The sequence below is a fragment of the Enterococcus sp. DIV0574 genome, assembly GCF_051711125.1.
GTDB classification, from domain to species: domain Bacteria; phylum Bacillota; class Bacilli; order Lactobacillales; family Enterococcaceae; genus Enterococcus_D; species Enterococcus_D gallinarum.
The window spans coordinates 1,035,409-1,053,874 of record NZ_JBIOMA010000001.1; the positions used below are offsets into that span (position 1 = coordinate 1,035,409).

Genomic DNA, 18,466 nt, shown 5'->3' on the forward strand with positions numbered 1-18,466 from the left:
AGGTTGGACAATGAAAGTTTCTGAAATAGAAGAACTGGTTCAACAAATTACTGATCGTATCTGTCAGCAACTCCCAAAGCCTACCCTTGCTCTTGCTTTTTCGCAAGAGAAAAAAGAGATTCCTGCCGAATTATATACCCAGTTTCCCACTGTTCAGTGGAGAACCGGTGAAGATCAAGAGTCGGCTGGAATGATTGTGAAACAACTAACGATTTCTCAAATGTCCAGTATTGCTTTACTGCAAGAAAACGATCTATTGACCCGAAGAATACTTTCATTTTTGTTACAAGGAAAACCGATTCTTGTTTTAGAAACTTTGCCAGCAATTCCGAAAGAAACACCGCTTAAATATCAAGTGAAAAAGACAATTCAAGAATATCGAGACAAATGTCAGCAGTTTGGTCTGACATTCTATCGCTCCCCGCAAGACTATGCTGATTTTTGGAAATCCTGTCAGAAAAAATCAGTGCCTAAGGCATTGCCTAAGCGGACCTTCATCACCGAAAAACAATTGAAAAAAATACTAGAATACCGCATTCCTCCAATAAAGAATGCGCAATTGACACCATTAGCACAAGATTATGCGCGCACTCAAAAGTTGCTTATAAAGGGGGAAAAAGCATGCTTTTAGGAAAAGTTACCGGCAGTTTGTGGTCTACAAGAAAAGACGAGAAATTAAACGGGTGGAAATTTATGATGGTAGACATTTTGAATCAAGAAGAACAAAAACAAGGCTTTATTATTGCAGCGGATAATGCTGGCGCAGGAATTGGCGATAAAGTATTGATCAGTCAAGGCAATGCTGCTCGAATTTCTGCTGAAAATCCAGAAGTACCTATTGACGCAATGATCGTTGGCGTCATCGATGCTGCAGAGGAAGAATAAGGAGGTTGAATCTATGAGCATTAATGAAATTATTATGTATATTATGGTTCTTTTTATGATCATTGGAGGCATTGATAAATGCATCGGGAATAAATTAGGACTTGGAAAACAATTTGAAGAAGGTATCATGGCGATGGGGTCTTTAGCGTTATCAATGGTGGGGATCATCACGTTAGCCCCGGTCTTGGCGAATCTTTTAAGTCCTATCGTTGTTCCCGTCTATGAATTGCTGGGTGCTGATCCGGCAATGTTCGCGACAACACTACTAGCAAATGATATGGGGGGATTTGCTCTGGCACAGCAATTAGCAAATGATCCTCAAGCAGGGTTATTTGCTGGAGCAATCCTTGGGGCTATGATGGGACCAACAATTGTTTTCACCATTCCTGTTGCGTTGGGGATTATTCAAAAAGAAGATCAACAGTTTTTAGCCACAGGGGTGTTAAGTGGAATTATTACCATTCCTTTCGGGTTATTGGCCGGTGGTTTAACCGCAGGAATGCCAATGTCTATGATCCTTCCTAACTTGCTACCTATCATTATCGTTGCTGCATTGATCATCGTGGGATTATGGTTGGCACCAAACGGTATGATCAAAGGATTCCAGATTTTTGGTCAAGGTGTTGTCATCGTTGCGATTATCGGTTTGATTGTCGGAGCGATTCAGTTCCTTGTGGGAATTACAGTCATTCCTGACATTGCACCTGTTACAGAAGGAATCGAAGTCGTAGGGAGCATCGCATTGACTTTAGCTGGGGCATTTTGTTTGGTTGCTGTGATTACGAAAGTGTTTAACAAACCATTAATGAAATTAGGGAAAGTTTTAGGGATGAATGGAGTGGCTGCTGCCGGTATGGTGGCAACATTAGCAAATAATATCCCAATGTTCCAAATGTTGAAAGATATGGATAACAGAGGAAAAATCATCAACATTGCTTTCGCTGTTTCTGCATCTTTTGTTTTAGGCGATCACCTAGGCTTTACGGCTGGGGTAGCAAAAGAAATGATTTTTCCTATGATCATCGGGAAATTAGTCGGTGGGATAACTGCTATTTTTGTAGCGATTTTTATGGCTAATCGTATGTTAGGGAAACCAGAAATAGAAACAAAATAATGAGGTGAAAATATGACAGAGTTTAATCGTAAAATGATCGAAACTTTGGTTCGTCAAATCGTAACTGAACAATTGATGCCAACAAAACAAGTGGATCCTAGCGGTGTTGCATCGATCAAGCTACCAGAGATCACTGTTTCTGAAGAAGATCGTTTGGATACAGGGAACCCCAATGATATTGTTTATACAAAGGATTTGTTCTCACTCGAAGAGAGTCCTCGTCTAGGTTGTGGATTGATGGTAATGAAAGAAACAACATTTGACTGGACGCTCGATTATGATGAAATCGACTATGTTATTTCTGGCAAATTAGATATTATTATTGATGGACGGAAAGTCTCTGCCAGTGCAGGTGAGCTCATTTTAATTCCTAAAAATAGCAAAATACAGTTTTCAGTCGCAGAAGAAGCCCGCTTTGTTTATGTCACTTTCCCGGCAGATTGGCAGAATCAATAAATTTGTTGAAAACAAGACACTATATATTTTCTTAAGTTGATATGCTACATCAGGTGTTCCTTTTATTTATAGGGATGCCTTTTTTTTAAAAGACCCTTTAGTTAATTAAAATACGTTTGGAAGAAAAGATGTTTTTTACAAAGCATACGTGCCGATCTATAGGATAGAAACGAAGTTCTATATAAGTAGACAGGACAAAACAAAAAACAATTGAATGAGCAACTCATATCTATTGTTCGAAATAGTTGCAAAAATGGTTTATTTCAAATATCTTTAAGGAGCAACATGCATTAATCATAGAAGAGTATTAGGACAAAAGGCTTGGGGAAGACTTTTTGTAGACACCTAATACTCTTCGTTTTTGTATTTTATCATGATATCAGCTAGTTTGTATTAAATGGACGAAATTTCGTCCACCATGTTTTGATAGGATCCTCCCATGGTGAATTCTGGCGTGATCGTACAACTCAATGTTTGTTTTGTTCAGGCTGATACGTATCTTCGATCAGTGTGTGGTCAAGCTTTTCAGTCTAAATTCAATTGCTTCATCGTAATCATTTATGACAAGAGCAATATTTTGTTTCACGATTACTCTTCCTTTATAGCGATGCAAGTATCATTCTGAGCTAAAGCCAATTATTCGCCACAATAGCGGACTAAGGGAAATCTAAAAAATTATCACTAAATAAGCCAAATAATTTTATTTAACGAGGGATGTCAGCCTTAAAATAATAGCGAAATCACTAAAAATCGGCGGGATATAGTTAAAAATAAAATGGAGAAAAACTTGCCTGCTTTACGCTCGATCTCATATCTTCGATCATTTCTATCAGTTAAAACTCGGTTAGAAATCGAGCCCAAAATAGTCCTTTAGTAATTTTAAGTAAAAAAGCAAATAGTAATAAGAAAAGGGTTCCCCTAATAAAAGATCCGATCACTCCCTCACAATCTGATGAGTAAGAGCAAATGCTTGCTCTGAAAAGTTTGTTTTATCGCTATCTGTACCCTTAACCTTTAGTGAATCATTTAACTTGAAAATATTTAAGGATGGTCATAAGATAGTTTTATCAAATATATAAGGAGTGTTATCTATGGCAAACTATGAAGAAAAAGAATCAAAAGCATTGTTAAAAATCGGAGAAGTTTTGGACAAGTTAGATTCTAATTTAGCAGAATTGGATTCTCTAGAAGCAGATGCTAAAAAACATAGTATGAAGAAGTGGATTGTTGAGAAAAAAGCGATTCATGAAATCAAGAAGATCGCACACGAAGCAGGTAAATACGAAACGTATGATGAGAAAGAATTACAAAAAGAGTTGGACGAAGTAGAAAAATATATGTAAGGAAGAGACGTTTTCTTTTCGTTTTTTTCTCTTATTTTAGTTAAAATAAATTTCCAGCACACTAAGGATAAATTTGCTTGATCAAAGGGAAGCCCGCTTGCTTGTTTTGTGAGTAAGGAGGCTTCTTTGCTTATACAAGCGACTAAAAGAATGCATCTGTCGCGATGCTGGTCGGCTTGACTGTTAACTGATAATCTCAGAGAAGGCAGGTTAAAAATAAAAAAGAAGCAAGATGAACCTCGTAGAAACAAGGTTCATCTCACTTTGGAAAAACTACGAAAATCTAATCGATTTTAGTCTATGGAGATGGCGGGAGTCGAACCCGCGTCCAAACATATTGCTACCTAAAAATCTACGCTCATAGTCAGCTCATTTAAGGATTCGCTTTACAGCTTGCCGAGTGACAGGCAGTCTGTATTGCTAGTCTGATGTTCTCTTTTTTAACTTGCAGACGGAAAGTTAAAACGTATCCCACTTAGAATAGGACCCTTACTCGAGCACATGGGCGATGCCGAGAGGATCTACGCTAACTGTTTTTAGGCAGCTAAAGCGTAAGAGTTTTCGTTTTTAGCAGTTATATTTAACTGTAACGTTTTAACGTAGACGTAACCTACGAAGCGCAATTCAGGCTCAACTATGCCTGTCGAATCCGTAACATCCCCCTGATAAAAGGGGTATCGCTACCAACCATTAGTATAACATAATTTGCGCTATATGCAAAGATTTAGATCAATTCAAAATGATTCAAGGCATGCACGATGCCGCCTTCAGTATTTTTAAGAGTAACAAAATCAGCAATCTCTTTTAGTTCTGGCAAGCCATTACCCATGGCAATTTTATAGTCGCAAGCTTCTAAAAGAGCGAAGTCATTGCTACCGTCACCAAAGCCAAATGTTGGCACATCTTTGAGATTTAGTAAGTTCACCAATGTCTTAATTCCCGTTCCTTTAGAGGTGCCGCTTTTCACGACATCAATTGAAAAAGGTGTATTGCGGTAGAAAGTCAATTCAGGGAACTGTTCTTTATAGACTGTTTCATTGGCGATACCTAATACGAGCATCATATTGATCCGGTCTTTTTCATAACGGAATGGATCGATTTCTGGAAGGGGGCTGCGGACATAATTGTAAGCCTCGATCATCTCATCATTGTGTCCAGTTGCCCAGTAACCATTCTCGTTATAATATGAAAGTTCGTCGCCATGATCTCTCACGGCTTCCAACATCCGTGCGCAGAGATTTTTATCTAATGTGTCTGAAAACACTTCTTTGCCATCGATACGAATGAATGCCCCATTCATGACAATATTTGAGGTGATCCCAGCAGCCTCGCGAATAGCAAGAACTTCTGTTTCCGTTCTGCCGGTTGCAATGATTGGTAAAACATCATTTTGGCGTAAGCGATGCATGGCTTCAGAAATTTCGGGGGTGATCTGGGAGTGTTCATCTAGTAGTGTGCCATCTAAATCAAAAAATGCTAAAGCTTTATAATTCATACAGTTTTCTCCTACTCTTATTGACAGTTACAAAATCAATCTTAACAAAGATTGCTAAAAACGCAAACCTTTATGAAGAAACCGTGAAGTTGTTGGTAGATAGGAGGTTTTCGAGTATACTAGAGAAAGAATGGAGTGGGAATATGATTTTTTTAGTGATTGGAGCGATTTTCTTTTTGATCGGTTTTGTTTTTTTGATTCTCCCTTCAAAGAAAATCAATTTTATCTACGGCTATCGTTCTTATTTAGCAAAACAGAATGAACGAAATTGGCAGTATGCACAAAAGATCTGTACGCGGTATTTTCTGCTGTTTGGGGGAGTCATGACATTGATAGGAATCCTACTGAAGTGGCAGGGATGGACCAATTTCTTTCTCTTAGAAATGATTGCAATTCCTTGGTTTATTGTACCGATTTTTGGTTTGATCGAAGAAAAGCTGCAACAATTTGATGAACAACATAGGGGTGAAGACAATGAATATTCTAATGATTGAAGACAATGAATCTGTTTCAGAAATGATGCAAATGTTTTTTTTGAATGAAGGTTGGGATGCGACTTTCAAATATGATGGCAAAGAGGGACTGGAAGCTTTTGCCGAAACTCCAGAAAAATGGGATATGATCACGCTGGATTTAAATTTGCCTACCATGGATGGAATGATCGTTGCCAGAGAGATTCGCAAGATTTCTAATACAGTGCCCATTATTATGCTGACTGCCCGTGATTCAGAAAGTGATCAAGTGATTGGGCTGGAAATGGGCGCGGATGATTATGTGACGAAACCATTTAGTCCATTAACATTGATTGCTCGTATCAAAGCCCTGCATCGACGGAGTGAAATTGCTGAGAAGGCAAGTTCTGAGACTTCAGACACGACATTTGATATCGTTACCGATCACTTTAAAATGAATACCAAGACTCGGGAGGCTTATTTGAACGGCAAATTGATCGATGGTCTGACGCCCAAAGAATTTGATTTGCTTTATACATTAGCGAAAAAACCGCGACAAGTCTTTTCCCGGGAACAATTACTAGAGTTGGTTTGGGATTATCAATATTTTGGTGACGAGCGTACCGTCGATGCGCATATCAAAAAGTTGCGGCAAAAAATTGAAAAAGTGGGACCGCAAGTGATTCAGACTGTTTGGGGAGTTGGCTACAAATTTGATGATGCAGGTGCTGCCTAATGCGGTATCTTTATCAACAATTGATTGCGTTTTTTGCTGTGATTCTAGTCATTTTGATGACGATTGGAGTAGCGTTTACCCAAATGACCAGACAGACGTTGCAAGAGCGCAATTACGAGCAATTGATGGGGTATGCCTCTTCCGTAGCAAAAATTTCCCAGATCAGTGACTCAGAATTTTTTCAGCAGAACATGACGCGAGATGAATATTTGCAGTATTCACTACATCTTGCTGAAAATATTCTGAGTAATCAAGATATTTCTTTTGCTTTTTTTAAAAGTCCGAAAGAACAAATCTATCCATTAGATACGGCGGGACGAGCGGTCGACTTTAGCATTTCAGAATCAGATTGGCAGTCATTGCAAAATGGTGGTCGATTACAAATGACTTCGAATACCAATTTATTCGGCGAACGAGAGTTGACTTCCTATGTGTTGATCCCTTTTTCTGTTAATCGGACGGATTTTTATGGTGTGATGGTGGTTTCACAATCTGCCAGCAATATTTTGAATCTAGTCAGTGCTTTTAATCAGAACTTATTCAAAGTCTTCTTGATTTCGATCATTGTTTCGCTATTGATCAGTTATCTATTCGCGACTTTCCAAGTTCGGCGGATCAATCGGATGAAGCGGGCAACCAAAGAAATTACGAATGGGAATTTTGACATCTCATTACCTGTTCATAATCGCGATGAATTTGATGAATTGGCAGAAGACTTTAACCAAATGTCCCAGTCATTGAAAGAGTCGCATGAAGAAATTGAGCGTCAGGAAGAACGACGACGGCAATTTATGGCTGATGCTTCCCATGAAATGCGTACGCCTTTAACCACTATCAATGGGTTGCTAGAAGGATTAGAATACCATGCAATTCCAGAGAATCAGCGAGACAATGCGATCCGCTTGATGAAAAATGAGACCAATCGTTTGATTCGTTTAGTGAATGAAAATCTGGATTATGAAAAAATCAGAACCAATCAGATTTCTATGGTCATTAAGAAGTTTGATGCGACCAAGACAATGACCAATTTGTTGACGCAATTGGAAAGCAAAGCAGAAGTCGCAAACGATCGTTTGATTCTGGAAACAGAGGAGTCGATCGACGTCTATGCCGACTATGACCGGTTTGTTCAAATTATGGTTAACATACTCCAAAATGCGATTCAATTCACACAAGATGGTGAGATCCGCGTGCGAATCGAAAAAGGCTATCTAGAAACGATCATTGAGATTTCTGATACAGGAATCGGTATGTCCGAAGAACAAGTCAAAAATATTTGGGATCGCTACTATAAAGTTGATCCTTCTCGAAAAAATCGACAATTTGGTGAATCGGGATTAGGGTTATCGATAGTGGAACAGTTGGTTCGCCTTCACAAAGGTAAAATCGAAGTCGATAGCGAATTGGGGCAAGGAACGACCTTCAAAGTGACTTTTCCCGATATCGAAATAGAAGAATAAGCTAGAAACATACAGTATGCTTTTTTGCAGTGATAGACAAAAAGGAAACCATCGTCATCGATGGTTTCCTTTTTGTGTACCTATAAAATAGAAAAGTCTCATTGTTTTGTGATATAGGGAGTATGAGCCAAGCGTTCATCTTCATTCATTAAATAGATCGATAGCTGAAATTGTTTTGCTAGTTGACTGCATAAAGGCAGAAGGGCTTGGATGTCGGCGGTATGTAAATTTTTTGAAAGAGTCTCTAAAACTATGACCGGTTTTTCCAATAAAAGTGCCAGTAACAATTGTACTTTAACTTCTTCTAAAGAAGTGAGTTCATCTAAGGATCTTTTCAAAAAAGTCGGTTCTAAATGAACGGCAGTTAACAGCTCTTCCAAAGGTTTTTCTTTTTTATTGGCTAAGGAAAGATTATCTTTCAATGATAGAAAGGGGACATACTGCCATTTTGGCTCGATGGTAACCGCTTGGTTAGTTTGCAGAAAGTGTGCCAACGTCTCTTTCGCAGCAAGGTCATTGGCTGCAAGATAGAAAAGACCTGGGATGTTTAGTTGATTTTTTGGTTTTTCCATTGCTGATTCCTCCAATAAAAACAGTGGCTGGTGACGACGACTAACGTAATGATTGAGACTGAACCAACGAGTAGGACAAAGGTTTGGCGTAAACTTTTTAGAATCATTGACAACCATTCATTGCTGTTCAATTCAACATTCTGAATGAATGCTTGGCTTGTTTGTGGAACCGTAATGCCGAAATCCGCTGTTGTTTGGCTATTGACCGACTGCCAAATCTGCAAGGAGGCATCTTCTCTGTCGAAAGTTGTGATATGACTGGTAATCATTTCTCGTTGAAAGAAAGGCTGAAATAGAATCAGCAATGCAAAGACGAGGACGATGATTGCAAGCAGTGGCAGGAGGACTTCCAAGAGCTGCATTCCTACCCATTGCCGCGAGGAAGCTCCGCTCATCAGCCATGCCTGAAATTCCTTTCTTTTCATTCGTTGATAAAAAATAATGAAACCTGTGAAAACCAATAGGAAACTGATGAAAATCAACAGAAAAAGATTCTGATAAATAGATGCAATCGGTTGGATCTCTTGTGCGATTTTTGCCGGCATTTCTTCACCAATCAAATAATCTTTGGCTTGCGTAAATAATTGGTTCAATGAGTGGAGCAGAGTATCACTAATGATTAAACCAATCACGGCAAAAAAGGTCAACAATCCATAGAGGATCAATGCTTTTTTATGATAATGAATGCTGGCTACAGCAAAACGAAAAGTTTTCATTCAATTCACCTCATTCTACTATCTAGTATAAAAGGGGAGTTTGAATAAAGTATGAAGTTCTTGTACAAAAAAAAGAAAGTCAGCGGAGACTTCTTGATTTTTTGTGCAAAAAAGTACCGCGAGCGATCAAACGCTAGCGGTACTTTTGATTGAAGCTTATTTATCGGTCTCTTTGACCATTTCTTCGTATTCTTTATAGGTCTTCGTATGATACAAATCGACGGTCGATTTCTCACCATTTTTTGAGAAGACACTCGTTGAATCGGCACCGAGTTCTTTTTCTTTGGCACTCAGTTTTTGTAAGGCATTTTTGTAATCATAGTTATCTGGATCGACTTCTTTCAATCCGCTTTTCGCATAGAAGCGCAACAGATCTCCATTATTGATTTGATCAGAGACCGACAGTTGCTTATCGACTTTGGCTTTCCATTCATCTACTTGCTTTTGTAAGCTTGCTGAAGGACTTGGGATCGCCATGCCAGTACTGTTACTGTAAAGGACGCCTCCGTAATAAGTATACTCTGGTGTAACAAAGTCACCGTCTCTAAATGCAACGAGCTGTTCGTTTTGTTTCGAGAACAAATCTTGTCCTAATTGGATATATTTCGAAGTATCTACACCTAACAGATGAAGTAAGGTTGGTAAAGCATCCACTTGACCACCGTACGTATGATTGATTCCGCCCTTCGATTGTCCAGGAATATGGATCATGTAAGGGACACGCTGTAAGGCTGCATTATCAAAATTAGACCAGCTAGCGCTGTCTTTACCAAGCAATTCTGCTAAGTTTTTGTTTCGCGAATTTGAAATACCGTAGTGGTCACCGTATAAGACGATCACAGAATTATCATACAGACCAGATTCTTTCAAGTAGTTGAAGAATTCTTCAACTGCTCGATCCAAGTAGTTGGCAGTAGCAAAGTACCCGTTGATCGTTTCATCAGAAGTTGTTGCTAACGGGAAGCCACCTTCATCATTGGTAAATTCAGAGTATGGGTAGTGATTAGAGACAGCGATAAATTTGGCGTAAAATGGTTGTTGCAACCGTTCCAAGTATTGCGCTGATTGTTCAAAAAATGGTTTGTCATGCAACCCATATTGGAATGAGTTATCTTCGTTGACATCATAGTAAGAAGCATCAAAGAAGTAATCATAGCCAAAGCGTTTATAAGTCTCGTTTCGGTTCCAGAAGGTACCAGTGTTTCCATGAAAAACGGCTGATGTGTAGCCTTGTGTTTGTCCTAAAATATCTGGTGCTGCTTCAAAGGTATTCTTCCCGCCAAGTTGCGTGAAGAGAGCCCCTTGATTCAAACCAAAGAGTGAATTCTCAAAAAGTGTTTCCGCGTCACTGGTTTTTCCAGCTTTGACTTGATGGAAGAAATTATCAAAGCTAAATGTGCTTTTACTATGATACAAACTATTAATGAATGGCATCACTTCATGTTCTACGCCATTCTCATCTTTTAATTTATAATCGATCAGAAATTGTTGTGTACTTTCTAAATGGACATAAATGACATTTTTTCCTTTAGCGATCCCGAACATGTCGTCATTAGGTTCTGCATAATGCTGCTTGACATAACTTTCGACTTCGTTCATATCATTGGGACTAGCTTCTGCTCGAACTTGAGAAGCTTGATACGTCTGCACACCATCATAAACAGTAAATGCATTGATCCCTAAATATTTGACCAAGTAATCACGAGAAAAAGTTCTAGTCAATAATTCTGGACGATCTGCTTCGGCTAAGAATAAATTTCCTGAGAAGATCATTACTGCTAATGTTGAAATGGCAAAAGCCATCCGAGCTTTAACGGGACGCTGATCCATTTTGATTTTCTTCATAACGAGAGCGGCAATCAAAATGACGAAGTCCACGAAGTACAATAAATCGTAAGGTCTGAAAAGACGAATCGCACTTTCTCCCAGACCACTAGCAACTTTTCCGGCACCAAGCATCGTATTGATGGTAATGAAATCCGTGAACTCTCGATAATAACTGACATTTGAGAACAGTAGCAGTGTCATCAAGAAATAGATGGCGATCATGGTGATATAGGCTGCTTTTGTTCGTCTCACATACAGTGCGATCGAAAGTAAAAATAAAGTTGTTGCGATTGGATTGATAAATAAGATGAAGTATTGCACAGTGCTTTCAATCCCAAGGTGGAAGTCCACCAAATAAGCAAAGATATTTTTTAACCAAAATAATAGGGCCAATATGAAAAAAAAGCCCATTCTTGTATTCACAAAAGTGGATACTCTATTTTTTTTCAAAGGAATCTTCCTCTCTCTTTCCAGCTTAAACGAATAAGATTCGAATTTACCTCATCCTATATTCTACTAGTCCATCGAAACAGTGTCAATCGAATTCCCTGTCGTGGTGCGGAATTAAGTATTTCTTTACTTTCAAGAATACAGACAAAGAAACAGGTTTTTGCTATACTTATCAATAGAATGAATGGAGCAGATAAACGATGAAAATGAATTTAAGCAAAAAAGGAATCAAAAAATTCCATAAAAAAAACCCATTGATCCAAGAAGATGATCTCCTGCAAGTCAAAGACACACAGGATTGGGTCTCTTTTGTCGATTCGCAAGGGAAAATTGTCGGAACCGGCTATTTAGGGAAACAGAATAAAGGCATCGGCTGGGTATTGGCTTTTGAAGATTGTCCGATCAACAAGGACTTTTTTGAAGCAGCTTTTGCAAAAGCCAAAGCCAAAAGAAGTGCTTACTATGCCAGTGAAGAAACAGATGCTTTTCGTATCGTTAATGGAGAAGGCGACCACTTAGGTGGATTAACGATTGATCTCTATCGAGAATTTGCCGTATTTTCTTGGTATAACGAAACATTGTACCAAAATAAATCTCTATTGATCCAAGCGTTCCAACAAGTTTTTCCAGAAGTCAAAGGAGCGGTTGAAAAAAACCGCTTTGACTCTGATCTGCCAGAATCAGCAGCCGTCTATGGAGAGGAGGCGCCCGAACCGCTGATTGTGAAAGAAAATGGCGTTCACTATGCTACCTATCTTAATGAGGGACTGATGACCGGGATTTTCCTTGATCAAAAGGAAGTACGCGGACAACTCGCCGAAGGGCTGTCAGCAGGCATGACAGTGCTCAATATGTTTAGTTATACCGGTGCTTTTTCTGTTGCGGCTGCGATGGGCGGTGCGACAAAGACAACGAGTGTTGATCTTGCCAAGCGCAGTTTGGAGAAGACCAAAGAGCAGTTTGCAATCAATGGCTTTGATCCAGAAAAACAGAAGATTCATGTGATGGATGTTTTTGGCTATTTTAAGTATGCTAAGAAAAAAGAGCTGACCTTTGATATGATCATTTTAGATCCGCCTAGTTTTGCCCGCAACAAGAAAAAAGTCTTTTCTGTTGCAAAAAATTATGGTGAACTGGTTACGGATAGTTTGGCGATTATGAACGAGGAAGGTTTGTTGATTGCTTCAACGAATGCTGCCAACCTTTCCCAAAAGAAGTTTCAACAAATGATCGAAGAAGCAATGGATCAGGCACAAGTCACATATCAATGTATACAAGAATATCGACTACCAAGTGATTTTGCAGTTGATCCTAACTTTTTAGAAGGGAATTACTTAAAAGTATTCTTTTACCAAATCAAAAAGGAGTGAGACGGATGGTTCAAGTAAAGTCAATCGAGTTGGATGGCAAGCACCCGCGCATTTGTGTGCCGCTGACCGGAACAACTAATGAGGAGATTATCAAGCAAGCCCTAGCCGCAGAAACTTCGGATGCAGAGATCATTGAGTGGCGGGCTGATTATTATAAAAAAGTCGATAGTTTATCTGATGTTCTGGATGTACTTTCTCATGTTCGGACCACTCTAAAATCAAAAGTTTTTCTGTTTACGTTTCGAACCATCGAAGAAGGGGGACAAATCCCTTTCACTTTGACACAATATAAACATTTATGTCTAGGCGTTGCAGAGTCTGGATTAATCGATATGATTGATGTGGAACTGGAAAAAGCTGAGTTTTTAGGCAGAAACTTTATTCAGAAAATTAAAGAACATCAAGTGAAATTGGTGTTAAGCAGTCACGATTTCGACAAAACACCAGAAGATGCTGTGTTGATCTTAAAAATCGGGATTATGAATCAATTTGGCGCTGATATCGGAAAACTAGCAATGATGCCTCACAATGTGCAGGACGTTTTGCGTTTGATGGGCATTATCAATAAAGCGCGGGGATTCAATCAATTACCTTTAGCAGTCATGTCAATGGGAAATCTAGGCAAAATCAGCCGCATCAGTGGTAGTCTGATCGATTCAGTCATGACTTTTGCTGCGCTGGATCAAGCTTCTGCCCCTGGTCAGATTCCAGTGGAGCGGATGAAAGATTATTTAGCTGAGTTTTCAATCGAGACAATGAAAAATTAAACAATCGGGAACGTAAACAGAAAAAAATGGGGCAGACTAGTCCTATAGTTTCGAGCAGTCTTAAATGAGACTCTTAAAATTGAAGTCGTAAAGAAAGAACCAGAAGTTTGGATAAATGAGGAATGCGTCATGGCAAAAGTAAAAAAAACAAATGCGATTCGGATGGTACAACAAAAGAAACTCTCCTATCAGGAATATACGTACGAATGGTCGGAAGATCATTTGGATGCAGGGTCTGTTGCTCAGCAAATCGCTCATCCAGAAGCTATCTATAAAACGCTAGTAGCAGTTGGCAATAAAACGGGTCCCATCGTCGCAGTCATCCCTGGAGATCACGAATTAGATTTGAAGAAAATTGCTAAAGCCAGCGGCAACAAAAAAGTAGAAATGTTGCACTTAAGAGACCTAGAAGAGACCACAGGGTATATTCGCGGTGGATGTTCACCGATCGGCATGAAGAAGCTCTTTCCAACCTATATTGATGAAAGTGCGCAACATTTGGAAGAAATCATCATCTCAGCAGGAAAGCGTGGTTTACAAATCGGACTGTCTCCAACAGATTTGAGCAAATTAGTCCGCGGACAGTTTGTCTCGCTGACTGCTATTTCTGAAGTTGATTAAACAGGAACAGACAAAACAACAGAGCCGCTGCATTGAAGTAGGATACTTCAATGCAGCGGCTCTGTTGTTTGTTCTATGGACAATTATTCCATAACGGAAATATCAAAGACTTCAATGTTATCTAATCCACCATAAAATTCATACCATGGTGTAGCATATTCTTTTAGAATAGCATTCAGTTCTTCGACATTTTCCCGGCCTTGCGTATCTAACCAATCAAGCAGTGCTTTTTCCCCTTGTTTTCCATAGATTTCCACGCTGTCTCGCCAAGTTGCACGTCCGCCAAGAATACCAGAGAACTTTGCCCCATGTTCGCCGGCAAAGCGTAATTCTTCTCGGAAGATGTTTGCGGGAACCCCTGCACTTAAGTAAATGAAAGGACGAGTAGCGGCATCGCTAGCTTCTCTAAAGTAGTTGGCAGCTTCTTCTTGGGTATACACAGCTTCTAAGCCTTCTTTTTGAAACCCTTCAACCAAATCAAATTGTACGGGTACTTCAACTTTTAAAATATCGATATGGTATTTGTCTTTGGTCAATTCTTGAATCGTACGAATGACTTTTCCAGGTTTGATTTTAGCGAAAGCCGGTGATTTATCGTCGGTGATTTCATCGTCGTAGACGATTGGTTCGACAAAAATTGGGATATCGGCTGCTTGTGCTTCCGTACCTAAACGTTCTAGAAAAGCATGTTTCGTATCAAGAATCTCTTGCGGTTCATCAGGATTGTAATAAACCAGCACTTTAGCTGCGTCAGCTCCTTTTTGGACTAGACGTTGCAGAGATTCATTTGGCAACAGCTCCGGCAATCGTCCTGGAGTATTGACATCATAACCGGTTTTTTCATAAGACAGAATCAAACCAGCATTAGGATTTTTCGCTTCGATACCTTGAAATCCATATTCTTCATCCAATAAAATGCTGCTGACATACTTCGTCAATTCTTGTGAAACCAACCGTTTGAAGTCATAAATTTGTTCCATTTTAAAATTATCGGGCCCTGTGGCAGCTTTCATCATTTTTTTCATTGATCCTCGCTGATCAATGGCCAATGCCGCAATCACCCCATCTTCATTTGAAAGTTTCTGCATTTTTTCAAATTTGCCTCTTGAAATACGTTTCATTTGTCCAGCCTCCTTTAAGTTCTCTTTCAGTCTACGCCTTCTCACAAAAATCGCCAACTAATAAGCAATTTCTAGAAATGCAAACAAAAAAACGAATCTTTGTCACTACCCCGCTAGCAATGGGATGTGACAGCAACTTTACTCAAATGCAAGTCTGCGAAAGATTCGAAATTTCTTGTATTTCATTGTGTCAGATCGTTAAGAGAATAAAGACTATCCTTGTTAATAGTGGAAATAGCTCGCCATTTCTGCCGCATGCTTGCCGGCGACATGACCAGTACAAAAGGCAGCAGTGATATTGAATCCACCGGTATAACCGTTGATATCGAGTAATTCGCCGCCGAAATAAAGGCCATTGATGCACTTACTTTCCATTGTCTTGGGATTCACTTCTTTTAAATGAATCCCTCCACCCGTCACAAAAGATTTTTCCAGCGGAAATGTTTTAGAAATTGTGACAGAAAAGCCTTTCATGATAGCTGCTAAAGCCTGTAGCTGGTCTTCAGTTGTTTGCTCAGCCACCAGATCAGAAAGTGCCAGTCGATGGATAAAGAACTCTAGCAGACGTTCCGGCAAGATGCCGCTCAGTGCATTGACTAATTTTTTCTTCGAATGGGCTGCCACTGTTAGCTCATTCACCAATTCACTCGCTGTTTTTTCTGGAAAACAATCCAGCATCACTGTGACAGGTGTATGACTTTTCAATTCTTGATTGACAAAAGAAGAGCATCGCAGTGCAGCTGGACCCGAAAGCCCGAAATGCGTGAACAAGAGATCCATGGTATGAGAGACAACGGTTTTTCCTGTAGAATCCAAAACAGATAAAGCAATATCTTGTAAAGAGATGCCTTGCAGTGTGCGTTCTTTGATAAATGTCTCCTCTGATATGAGGGGAGACTCGGTAGGATAAAGCGGTGTGATGGTATGCCCTACTTTTTTGGCCATTTTGTAGCCGTCTCCAGTTGCTCCAGTCGAAGGGTAAGTTCGACCACCAGTCGTCAGGATCACACAGGGCGCAGTAAATTCTTCGAATTCTGTTCGAACGCCTTGGATCTGAGTCCCATCATGAAGTAATTTAGTGACGACTGTATTGGTCAATAGAGTGACTTGTTTCTCATGGAGCGCCTGTAATAAGCCTTCAACGATTGTTTTCGATTTGTCTGTGACAGGAAACATCCGTCCGTGATCTTCTTCTTTCAGAGGGACACCATGGGATTCAAAAAAGGTCATCACATCGAAATTATTGAATTGCGAGAATGTACTATATAAAAATTTTCCGTTGCCGGGAATATGGGCGATCAAATCATCGACAGAGCGATGATTGGTCACGTTACAACGACCGCCGCCGGTCATAAGCAATTTTTTGCCAACTTTTTTATTTTTTTCTATAAGTAATACGTCTGCACCGTTTTCGGCTGCTGAAATAGCGGCCATCATGCCACTGGTCCCAGCACCAATCACGATCACATCATAGGATTTCTTCATCTTCCTTCACCTCTTTGTGGATTGTACCATATTGCAGGAACAAGCGGGGAGAAAGCTGTTTGTTCAATGAATCGAAAAAAAATTCTGACAATTTCGTAAAAAATAGATGCAATTTCTGAAATTTTCTATAAAATAGAATTTAACTAAAGGAGGTAATGCCTGATGACAAATGCTTCAGAGTATGTAAAAGCGATCCAAGAGAAACTGCACGAAAAAGATCAGAACCAAACGGAATTTTTACAAGCGATAGATGAATTTTTACCAACAATCATTCCTTTCTTAGAAAAACATCCAGAATACATTGAATCGAATTTGGTTGATTTATTAACAGAACCAGAGCGATTTATTCAATTTCGTGTGCCATGGCAAGATGACCAAGGCAATTGGCAAGTCAACCGCGGTTATCGGATCCAATTTAATTCTGCATTAGGGCCTTACAAAGGCGGCCTGCGTTTTCATCCCAGCGTCAACTTAAGTATCTTGAAATTTTTGGCTTTTGAGCAGATTTTCAAGAACAGTTTGACTGGATTACCGATTGGTGGCGGCAAAGGCGGAAGTGACTTTGATCCAAAAGGGAAATCAGATGGAGAAGTCATGCGTTTTTGTCAAAGTTTCATGACGGAATTAGCAAAACATATCGGCCCTGACTTAGATGTGCCTGCGGGGGACATTGGTGTTGGTGGCCGTGAAATTGGCTATCTCTTTGGGGCTTACAAACGTCTGAAACAATATGATGCTGGTGTCCTTACAGGAAAACCATTGGACTTTTGGGGAAGTAAAAATCGGACGGAAGCTACCGGTTACGGGGCAGTCTATTTTGTTAAGCATCTGTTGAAAGATTTAAAGGAAAACTTCCAAGGGAAACAGGCAATTGTATCTGGAAGCGGCAATGTAGCCATTTATGCGATTGAAAAATTGCATGAGTTGGGCGCAAAAGCCATCACTTGCTCTGATTCTTCTGGCTTCATTTATGACAAAGAAGGTATCGATCTGGCATTATTGAAAGAAATCAAAGAAGTGAAACGGGAACGTTTGACAGCATATGCCAACGCACGCCCCTCAGCAGAGTACCATGAAGGCGCTTCTGTCTGGGACTTCGATGTTCAAGCGGAATTAGCCTTCCCTTGTGCGACTCAAAATGAAATCAATCTAGAACAAGCCAAACGGGCAAAAGCGAATGGTGTCCGGATTGTTTCTGAAGGTGCCAATATGCCAAGCTCTCTTGAAGCGGCAGAATATTTTATTGCGCAAGGAATCTACTATTGTCCTGGGAAAGCGGCTAATGCGGGTGGCGTAGCGGTTTCTGCTTTAGAAATGAGTCAAAACTCACAACGTTTGCAGTGGGAGCAGGCAGAAGTCGATCAAAAATTGGATGAGATCATGAAGAATATTTATGATGCTTGCCGTGACACTGCAGAAGAATTTGATCAAAAAAATAATTTCATGCTAGGAGCAAATGTGGCTGGATTTGAAAAAGTTGCTAAAGCAATGTTTTCTCAAGGACTTGTCTAACTCTGCCAGATAGGCGATATAATAAGGAATTACTTGAAAAAAGTTCAAAAAAAACGTAAAGTAGTACTTGTATGAAAAACTAAT

18 protein-coding genes and 1 other RNA gene are annotated in these 18,466 nt (G+C 39.7%); 12 read left to right on the forward strand and 7 right to left on the reverse strand.

Annotation, left to right across the window (positions count from 1 at the left end):
* The first annotated feature begins 10 nt into the window (after positions 1 to 10).
* From IGJ45_RS05030 to IGJ45_RS05050, 5 genes are all read left to right on the forward strand, one after another.
* Positions 11 to 631: an ethanolamine utilization protein gene (locus tag IGJ45_RS05030; protein WP_423121634.1), complete on the forward strand. Its 621-nt coding sequence runs from the start codon at positions 11 to 13 to the stop codon at positions 629 to 631.
* Complete coding sequence (locus IGJ45_RS05035) at positions 622 to 885, forward strand: EutN/CcmL family microcompartment protein (RefSeq protein WP_002345851.1); 264 nt, start codon at positions 622 to 624, stop codon at positions 883 to 885. The genes IGJ45_RS05030 and IGJ45_RS05035 overlap by 10 nt, the downstream gene beginning before the upstream one ends.
* 13 nt (positions 886 to 898) lie before the next feature.
* Complete coding sequence (gene eutH, locus IGJ45_RS05040; RefSeq protein ID WP_438768659.1) at positions 899 to 1,999, forward strand: ethanolamine utilization protein EutH; 1,101 nt, start codon at positions 899 to 901, stop codon at positions 1,997 to 1,999.
* 12 nt (positions 2,000 to 2,011) lie between these two features.
* Positions 2,012 to 2,455, forward strand: a complete 444-nt coding sequence (locus IGJ45_RS05045; RefSeq protein ID WP_003127755.1) for a cupin domain-containing protein — start codon at positions 2,012 to 2,014, stop codon at positions 2,453 to 2,455.
* A gap of 1,091 nt (positions 2,456 to 3,546) precedes the next feature.
* The gene (locus IGJ45_RS05050) at positions 3,547 to 3,798 is read left to right on the forward strand and encodes a hypothetical protein (RefSeq protein WP_005471992.1); all 252 of its coding nucleotides are present in this window, start codon (positions 3,547 to 3,549) and stop codon (positions 3,796 to 3,798) included.
* 298 nt (positions 3,799 to 4,096) lie between these two features.
* On the opposite strand, the gene ssrA is transcribed toward IGJ45_RS05050, so the two are convergent.
* Together ssrA and IGJ45_RS05060 are read right to left on the reverse strand one after the other, a co-directional pair.
* Positions 4,097 to 4,460, reverse strand: a transfer-messenger RNA (tmRNA) gene (gene ssrA, locus IGJ45_RS05055).
* A 62-nt stretch (positions 4,461 to 4,522) separates the two neighbouring features.
* Positions 4,523 to 5,293 (reverse strand): Cof-type HAD-IIB family hydrolase, encoded by a 771-nt coding sequence (locus tag IGJ45_RS05060; RefSeq protein ID WP_003127820.1) that lies wholly within the window; start codon positions 5,291 to 5,293, stop codon positions 4,523 to 4,525.
* Between the two features lie 143 nt (positions 5,294 to 5,436).
* Here IGJ45_RS05060 and IGJ45_RS05065 point away from each other — a divergent pair, with 143 nt between their 5' ends.
* From IGJ45_RS05065 to IGJ45_RS05075, 3 genes are read left to right on the forward strand one after another with little or no spacing between them, the layout of a single operon-like run.
* Positions 5,437 to 5,787 (forward strand): SdpI family protein, encoded by a 351-nt coding sequence (locus IGJ45_RS05065; RefSeq protein ID WP_003127822.1) that lies wholly within the window; start codon positions 5,437 to 5,439, stop codon positions 5,785 to 5,787.
* Positions 5,768 to 6,481, forward strand: coding sequence for a response regulator transcription factor (locus tag IGJ45_RS05070; RefSeq protein WP_003127824.1), 714 nt, complete (start codon positions 5,768 to 5,770; stop codon positions 6,479 to 6,481). The genes IGJ45_RS05065 and IGJ45_RS05070 overlap by 20 nt, the downstream gene beginning before the upstream one ends.
* Complete coding sequence (locus IGJ45_RS05075; protein WP_060815285.1) at positions 6,481 to 7,941, forward strand: sensor histidine kinase; 1,461 nt, start codon at positions 6,481 to 6,483, stop codon at positions 7,939 to 7,941. The genes IGJ45_RS05070 and IGJ45_RS05075 overlap by 1 nt, the downstream gene beginning before the upstream one ends.
* A gap of 98 nt (positions 7,942 to 8,039) precedes the next feature.
* On the opposite strand, the gene IGJ45_RS05080 is transcribed toward IGJ45_RS05075, so the two are convergent.
* The 3 genes from IGJ45_RS05080 to IGJ45_RS05090 form a co-directional block, all read right to left on the reverse strand.
* Positions 8,040 to 8,513: a hypothetical protein gene (locus tag IGJ45_RS05080; RefSeq protein WP_021149538.1), complete on the reverse strand. Its 474-nt coding sequence runs from the start codon at positions 8,511 to 8,513 to the stop codon at positions 8,040 to 8,042.
* Positions 8,489 to 9,229 (reverse strand): hypothetical protein, encoded by a 741-nt coding sequence (locus IGJ45_RS05085; protein WP_423121632.1) that lies wholly within the window; start codon positions 9,227 to 9,229, stop codon positions 8,489 to 8,491. Before IGJ45_RS05085 ends, IGJ45_RS05080 begins: the two co-directional genes overlap by 25 nt.
* 156 nt (positions 9,230 to 9,385) lie before the next feature.
* Positions 9,386 to 11,467: an LTA synthase family protein gene (locus IGJ45_RS05090; RefSeq protein ID WP_081131302.1), complete on the reverse strand. Its 2,082-nt coding sequence runs from the start codon at positions 11,465 to 11,467 to the stop codon at positions 9,386 to 9,388.
* 239 nt (positions 11,468 to 11,706) lie between these two features.
* Between IGJ45_RS05090 and IGJ45_RS05095 the strand changes: the two genes are divergently transcribed.
* From IGJ45_RS05095 to ybaK, 3 genes are all read left to right on the forward strand, one after another.
* The gene (locus tag IGJ45_RS05095) at positions 11,707 to 12,876 is read left to right on the forward strand and encodes a class I SAM-dependent rRNA methyltransferase (RefSeq protein ID WP_423121631.1); all 1,170 of its coding nucleotides are present in this window, start codon (positions 11,707 to 11,709) and stop codon (positions 12,874 to 12,876) included.
* Between the two features lie 5 nt (positions 12,877 to 12,881).
* Positions 12,882 to 13,643, forward strand: coding sequence for a type I 3-dehydroquinate dehydratase (aroD, locus tag IGJ45_RS05100; RefSeq protein WP_086269429.1), 762 nt, complete (start codon positions 12,882 to 12,884; stop codon positions 13,641 to 13,643).
* A 129-nt stretch (positions 13,644 to 13,772) separates the two neighbouring features.
* Positions 13,773 to 14,264, forward strand: coding sequence for a Cys-tRNA(Pro) deacylase (gene ybaK, locus IGJ45_RS05105; RefSeq protein WP_423121630.1), 492 nt, complete (start codon positions 13,773 to 13,775; stop codon positions 14,262 to 14,264).
* 83 nt (positions 14,265 to 14,347) lie between these two features.
* On the opposite strand, the gene IGJ45_RS05110 is transcribed toward ybaK, so the two are convergent.
* Both IGJ45_RS05110 and IGJ45_RS05115 read right to left on the reverse strand, forming a co-directional pair.
* Positions 14,348 to 15,385 carry a tagatose 1,6-diphosphate aldolase gene (locus tag IGJ45_RS05110; protein WP_003127836.1) on the reverse strand — a complete coding sequence of 346 codons (1,038 nt, stop codon included), beginning with the start codon at positions 15,383 to 15,385 and terminating at the stop codon, positions 14,348 to 14,350.
* Between the two features lie 222 nt (positions 15,386 to 15,607).
* Entirely contained in the window at positions 15,608 to 16,870 is a 1,263-nt protein-coding gene (locus IGJ45_RS05115) for an NAD(P)/FAD-dependent oxidoreductase (RefSeq protein WP_103301302.1), read from the reverse strand.
* A gap of 162 nt (positions 16,871 to 17,032) precedes the next feature.
* On the opposite strand from IGJ45_RS05115, the gene gdhA reads away from it, so the two are divergent.
* Complete coding sequence (gene gdhA, locus IGJ45_RS05120; protein ID WP_005472006.1) at positions 17,033 to 18,382, forward strand: NADP-specific glutamate dehydrogenase; 1,350 nt, start codon at positions 17,033 to 17,035, stop codon at positions 18,380 to 18,382.
* The last annotated feature ends 84 nt before the right edge of the window (positions 18,383 to 18,466 follow it).

Excerpts from the sequence above, each read along its gene's own strand:
- IGJ45_RS05030 (WP_423121634.1), top strand. The coding sequence starts at position 11 with ATGAAAGTTTCTGAAATAGAAGAACTGGTTCAACAAATTACTGATCGT.
- IGJ45_RS05035 (WP_002345851.1), top strand. The coding sequence starts at position 622 with ATGCTTTTAGGAAAAGTTACCGGCAGTTTGTGGTCTACAAGAAAAGAC.
- eutH (WP_438768659.1), top strand. The coding sequence starts at position 899 with ATGAGCATTAATGAAATTATTATGTATATTATGGTTCTTTTTATGATC.
- IGJ45_RS05045 (WP_003127755.1), top strand. The coding sequence starts at position 2,012 with ATGACAGAGTTTAATCGTAAAATGATCGAAACTTTGGTTCGTCAAATC.
- IGJ45_RS05050 (WP_005471992.1), top strand. The coding sequence starts at position 3,547 with ATGGCAAACTATGAAGAAAAAGAATCAAAAGCATTGTTAAAAATCGGA.
- IGJ45_RS05060 (WP_003127820.1), bottom strand. The coding sequence starts at position 5,293 with ATGAATTATAAAGCTTTAGCATTTTTTGATTTAGATGGCACACTACTA.
- IGJ45_RS05065 (WP_003127822.1), top strand. The coding sequence starts at position 5,437 with ATGATTTTTTTAGTGATTGGAGCGATTTTCTTTTTGATCGGTTTTGTT.
- IGJ45_RS05070 (WP_003127824.1), top strand. The coding sequence starts at position 5,768 with ATGAATATTCTAATGATTGAAGACAATGAATCTGTTTCAGAAATGATG.
- IGJ45_RS05075 (WP_060815285.1), top strand. The coding sequence starts at position 6,481 with ATGCGGTATCTTTATCAACAATTGATTGCGTTTTTTGCTGTGATTCTA.
- IGJ45_RS05080 (WP_021149538.1), bottom strand. The coding sequence starts at position 8,513 with ATGGAAAAACCAAAAAATCAACTAAACATCCCAGGTCTTTTCTATCTT.
- IGJ45_RS05085 (WP_423121632.1), bottom strand. The coding sequence starts at position 9,229 with ATGAAAACTTTTCGTTTTGCTGTAGCCAGCATTCATTATCATAAAAAA.
- IGJ45_RS05090 (WP_081131302.1), bottom strand. The coding sequence starts at position 11,467 with ATGGGCTTTTTTTTCATATTGGCCCTATTATTTTGGTTAAAAAATATC.
- IGJ45_RS05095 (WP_423121631.1), top strand. The coding sequence starts at position 11,707 with ATGAAAATGAATTTAAGCAAAAAAGGAATCAAAAAATTCCATAAAAAA.
- aroD (WP_086269429.1), top strand. The coding sequence starts at position 12,882 with ATGGTTCAAGTAAAGTCAATCGAGTTGGATGGCAAGCACCCGCGCATT.
- ybaK (WP_423121630.1), top strand. The coding sequence starts at position 13,773 with ATGGCAAAAGTAAAAAAAACAAATGCGATTCGGATGGTACAACAAAAG.
- IGJ45_RS05110 (WP_003127836.1), bottom strand. The coding sequence starts at position 15,385 with ATGAAACGTATTTCAAGAGGCAAATTTGAAAAAATGCAGAAACTTTCA.
- IGJ45_RS05115 (WP_103301302.1), bottom strand. The coding sequence starts at position 16,870 with ATGAAGAAATCCTATGATGTGATCGTGATTGGTGCTGGGACCAGTGGC.
- gdhA (WP_005472006.1), top strand. The coding sequence starts at position 17,033 with ATGACAAATGCTTCAGAGTATGTAAAAGCGATCCAAGAGAAACTGCAC.